The 5,121-nt window shown below is 46.2% G+C and carries 4 protein-coding genes; 3 read left to right on the top strand and 1 reads right to left on the bottom strand.

All coding sequences use genetic code 11. From position 1 onward, the window contains the following. Together VK541_RS04130 and VK541_RS04125 are read left to right on the top strand one after the other, a co-directional pair. The coding region (locus VK541_RS04130) for a gliding motility-associated C-terminal domain-containing protein (RefSeq protein WP_324367207.1) at window positions 1-1,457 on the top strand (1,457 nt) is incomplete at its 5' end. 151 nt (window positions 1,458-1,608) lie between these two features. Then, complete coding sequence (locus VK541_RS04125; protein ID WP_324367205.1) at window positions 1,609-2,703, top strand: tetratricopeptide repeat protein; 1,095 nt, start codon at window positions 1,609-1,611, stop codon at window positions 2,701-2,703. A gap of 61 nt (window positions 2,704-2,764) precedes the next feature. Here VK541_RS04125 and VK541_RS04120 read toward each other — a convergent pair whose 3' ends face one another. Beyond that, a complete protein-coding gene (locus VK541_RS04120; protein WP_324367203.1) occupies window positions 2,765-3,400 on the bottom strand; it encodes a DUF6266 family protein in 636 nt (211 codons plus the stop codon). Window positions 3,401-3,838: 438 nt separating this feature from the next. Here VK541_RS04120 and VK541_RS04115 point away from each other — a divergent pair. Then, window positions 3,839-5,121, top strand: a 1,283-nt coding sequence (locus tag VK541_RS04115) for a PVC-type heme-binding CxxCH protein (protein ID WP_324367201.1), incomplete at its 3' end; no start/stop codon positions are given.

Genomic DNA, 5,121 nt, shown 5'->3' with positions numbered 1-5,121 from the left:
GTGATTTCACCATGCCATGCGGAGAATCGTTCATAGATTATACAGGTCAATATTCCGGTACGGCCGCAAGTTTCCTTTGGGAAAACCAGGCAGACGGCACAACAATGACTACTCAAAGGGTCAGGCTATCTGCCGGAATGTATAACTTCTATGCAACAAGCCCGGGCGGATGCCGTTCAGCTCCGGCCACAATAACCGTTCAGGGGGCTCCGGTCCTTGCCCGAATAGACACCAGCAGCAAACATGTTGAAAAGACGGAGTGCAACCGAAGCACCGGCTCAATTACCGGCATCAGGGTCTTTCCAGAAAACAACCAGACACCCAGATATAAATGGACGGACACTGCGGGCAATGAATACCACACCCTGGACATCTACGGCCTGCCGGCAGGTAAATATGCCCTGCAGGCCTATACCGATGACAATTCCTGTCCAACCCTTCTTATTGAGGAAGAAATCCGGGAGAAGAACGCCGTTATGCTCGATGAAAGCTTGTACGTGCCTTCTCAAACCAGTTGCGGACTAAATAATGGATCGATTACCGGCCTTTCTACCAATGCTACCATTTTTAAATGGTATAAAGGCCTTGACAGGACTACGGTAATATCTACCAATCTTGACCTGACCGATCTTGCCCCTGATTTTTATACCATAGTACTCGAGAACGAGTATGGCTGTACTGATGAGAAAACATTCCATATCTTTGACGACAGTCCGGCTGTTGAACTGCGTACCCCGCCGGTCGTAAAAAATGATACCTGCAGTCTTGGAAAGGGCAGTTTAACAGGCCCGCGTTTCAATACCTCAGTAACCTATTTCTGGCGGAACGAGGCCGGAGATGAGCTGGCCAGGAACAGTGACCTGATCAATGTGCCTGCAGGCAATTATACCCTGTTTGCAAACAATGACAAATGTGAAAACTCTTTTCCCTTTGCCATAGGCAATACACAGGCGAGCATCACACCGCCGGTGATGGAGGATATCCTGGTATGCGCGCCTTCAAACGTAAACCTCAGTTTCAAAGAGACTGCTGAAATTTACCGCATCTACAATGCCGGCGGGACACTCCTTGCCCAGAGCAGCAGTAAAGATTTCAGGGTTCGTGTAGACCAGCCTGGTACCTATTACGCAGCACTGGCCAGGGGCAGCTGCGAAAGTGTCCGAACTCCGTTCAGCATCAGCTTTGGCTCCTCAGGCCTGCAAATTCCTACAGCATTCAGCCCCAATGGTGACGGTGTCAACGACAATTGGATGATCAAAGGCATAGATGTATACACCACACCCGAAGTCAAACTCTTTAACCGGCAGGGCATGATGGTCTTCCATAGTTTCGGCCGTTCCCAGCCTTTTGACGGCAAGAGCAAGGGCTCAGATCTTCCGGTAGGGGTCTATTATTACATGGTCAGGCCAAGTATAGAATGCCCTCCTCAAAACGGCAGCCTGACCCTGATCAGGTGAGCTCCGAACGGTTCAAATCATTCCGAACTGTTCACATCATAAAGAACCGTCTGCATAAAAAATAATAAACCGTTTAGCTTGTTGCTTTTTAAAGTCTTAACAATTAAATTGTACCATCTAAATTAAATTGTACGCTTTAAATATACCGCTCATGAACAAACGTTTACTCATCAGATGCCTTTGCGCATCGCTTACTGTAGCCCTGCTTTTTTCCACTCCTGTTTTCAGCCAGACAGATGACCCAAACAAGGCCAGGCTGGTCGAGGCCGTCAACCTGATGGACAAAGGTCAAGTCGATGCCAGCATCACCATCCTGAAAGACCTGATAAAGCTCGACCCTGACAAATTCACTTACAGTTATGAGCTGGGCTATGCACTTTACCTAAAAAAGGATTATCCTGCCACAATTGAGGTACTGGAAAAAGCGAAGACCAATAAAGATGCAAGTGATATCGCCTACCAGTTACTAGGCAACATCTATGACATGACCGGCAATACTGAAAAGGCCGTGCAAACCTATGCCGCTGGTCTGTTGATTTTCCCCAATTCCGGCAAGCTCTATCTGGAATCCGGGGTAATGGAGCTCAAGAAAAATGACCTCAAAGCCGCAACAATTACTTTTCAGAAAGGTGTAGCAGCCGATCCAAAATTCCCTTCAAACTACTACTGGTTATCAAAATTATGGATGTCCACACCTGAAAAACTATGGGGCTTAATGTATGGAGAAATCTTTATGAATCTGGAGAGCAACAGCAAACGCACCGCCGAAATTAGTAAACTGCTGTTTGACACCTATAAAAGCGAGATTAAAGTGACCAGTCCGGGCCACTTCTCAGTGAGCTTCAGCCAAAATAACGTGGTAAATGCCAATGAGAAAAACCCTGACAAATTATTGCCTTACGGAGTGAGTGTATATGAAAGAGTGCTGATGGTCTCCGCTTTGGGAATAAAAGAAGTGAACGTCAACACACTGGACAGCATACGCACCAACTTTATCGGCGAATATTTTAAAGGAAAGACTGCGGTGACCTATCCCAATGTTTTATTCAGCCATCAAAAGAAAATAGCCGAGGCGGGTCACATGGACAGCTACAACCACTGGGTCCTCCAGAAGGGTGATGAAGAACAGTTCAAAACCTGGGTGGCGGCCAATGCAGATAAATGGCAGGCCTTTCTGAAGTGGTATGCCGCCAACAGACTGGTACTCGATGCAGATAACCGCTTCTCGATTTCCGACTATTTGTAAGCAGTTATAGTTTGTAACCAGTTATAATTTATAGCCAGCAGAGCAGGGCAACTATAATGTCTTACCCGATGCGGCCGGTATAAATACTGGTCGCAACAGCGGTCCTTTCATCATTGATGAATGAAATATAGGTTTCTACAGGTTCGCTGAGCATATCGTCAATAATGTACAGCGTTTCAAAGCCCTCAGACCTTTCCGCGCCATACCTGATCATTCTGATCTTTCCGGAACCCGGGGCGTAAGCCAGAAGCACCACCTGATCATTATTTCTATGGCTGTCGTTACTATGCGCCTGGTCCCAGCTAAATTTTAAACCTTCAGGCACTACCTCAACCACAGGATTTATGGCCGGAAGTAAATCGCCCCGACTGATCATTACGTTAGGATAATCCATTTCGATATCCGGATATTCGCCTTTTAATGCATATTTTTTATTGTAGGAGACAGCCAGGTTGTAGTAGTTTTTTGTGGTTCCCCTGGCGGCGATGCTAAAGCCGACTTTAATCAGCGGGCTCATGTAATGGAGGAATTCGTTGACAACGGTCATTTTCTGGCTGTTTGCCTTTTGCCGCTCACTCCGGTTAGGATTGACATGTGGCAGTGCTCTGACGATGTTTTGACCGTTAAGCACATACCCTATATTGGCGCCGACTTTTCCGGTAAATCCCCCGGATATTCCGCTAAGTAACTTTCCCATAATAGTTCAGTTAGTTTACAAATTTATAATTAGTTAAGTAAAGGTAATTAATCCTAAGGTAATGAGTTATATGTGCTATACATTTTTTTTAAATTTTGTTTCAGGATGTATTAAACTTTAATAGAACGATCATTGGTCTATAGATCTACAAAGGTTCTATAAATGATTTATAAAGGATTAACAAAGGATCTAGAAACATGTATTTAAGGAGGGATTCAGTAACCGGGGAAGGCGGGATGAAAGCCTTGCGCAAACAGCCATTAAACAATGGAAAATTAAAGTTGGGCAATCGATTTCACAATTCTTTCTTTGCTTGTTTTATTTTTTGTAATTTCAATCAACAAACACCAGATGTACACCGGAGAATACCGGAAAGGAGAGGGTTAGGGGCATGTAGATATGTCCGGACAATTCTTCCGGGATCTCAATAAGATAATTATGAAATTAACCAGATTTAATGCTAAACCGGTTTTGTTATGCGGATTATTGCTGGCAGGACTGGGCTGTAACGTTTCCAAAAAGAACCCGGGTAAAGCCGGCCTGAGCAGCCTGCCACCAGTGCCGTACCCCGGACCGGAGAAATTCGCCGATCACATCCGTACTACGGAGTTTCAAACGCCACAGCAGGAACAGGCCGGTTTTAAGCTGCCGCCTGGTTTTGAAATCACATTGTATGCTTCGGAGCCTGACATTGGCAAGCCGATCAATATGGATTTTGATGAGCAGGGCAGGCTTTGGGTCACCCAGTCTTCGGAGTATCCGATGGCGGCGGCCTCGCTCAAAGGACACGACAAGATCACAATCCTGGAAGATACGGATGGTGACGGCAAGGCCGATAAGTTTACGCCTTTTGCGACCGAACTGAACATTCCGATAGGGATCATTCCGATGCAGAACGGGGCGATCGCTTTTAGCATTCCCAATATTTATAAGTTTACAGATAATAATGGCGATGGAATTGCCGAAGATAAGAAAGTGCTGTTTGGAGAGTTTGGCCACCAGGATACACATGGCATGGTCAATAACTTTGCGAGGGGCTTTGACGGCTGGATCTATGCTTGTCACGGTTTTACCAATACTTCAACCATTGCGGGTACCGATAAGGATTCGATCACGATGGTTTCGGGAAATACTTTTAGGTTTAAAGAGGACGGCAGCAGGGTGGAACAGACCAGTTATGGCCGGGTAAATCCTTTTGGCTACACCTTTGATGAGCTGGGTTATCTGTATTCTGTGGATTGTCATTCTAAACCGATTTATCAATTGATCAAGGGTGGGGAGTACCCGCATTTTGGCAAGAAAGCACCTGCTATGGGCTATGCGCCGGAAATGATGAGTTTTGAACTGGGTTCTACGGCTTTGTCGGGCCTGGATTATTATTTAGGAGAGCAGTTTCCGGAAAAATACAGAAATAGTTTTTACAATGGGGATGTGGTGACTTGCCGCATCAACAGGAATACGATGTCGCTGAGCGGTTCATCGCCGGAGGCCAAAAGAGAGGAAGATTTTCTGATCAGTGCTGATCCGTGGTTTAGGCCGGTGGCGATAAAAGAAGGACCGGACGGGGCGCTGTATGTGGCAGATTTTTACAACAGGATCATCGGGCATTATGAGGTGCCGCTGGACCATCCGCTGAGGGACAGACAAAGCGGCCGGATCTGGAAGATCAGGTATGTGGGTACGGAAAAGCATACGGACCATAAGGTGCAGGACTGGAGCAG

Source organism: Pedobacter sp. (assembly GCF_035317785.1).
In the GTDB taxonomy this organism is placed as follows: domain Bacteria; phylum Bacteroidota; class Bacteroidia; order Sphingobacteriales; family Sphingobacteriaceae; genus Pedobacter.
Note: the sequence above shows the minus strand (reverse complement) of the source record. Positions and strands in the feature narration are given on the sequence as shown.

What these genes read in the sequence shown, in the direction of transcription:
- VK541_RS04125 (WP_324367205.1), top strand. Translation starts at nt 1,609, where the DNA reads ATGAACAAACGTTTACTCATCAGATGCCTTTGCGCATCGCTTACTGTA.
- VK541_RS04120 (WP_324367203.1), bottom strand. Translation starts at nt 3,400, where the DNA reads ATGGGAAAGTTACTTAGCGGAATATCCGGGGGATTTACCGGAAAAGTC.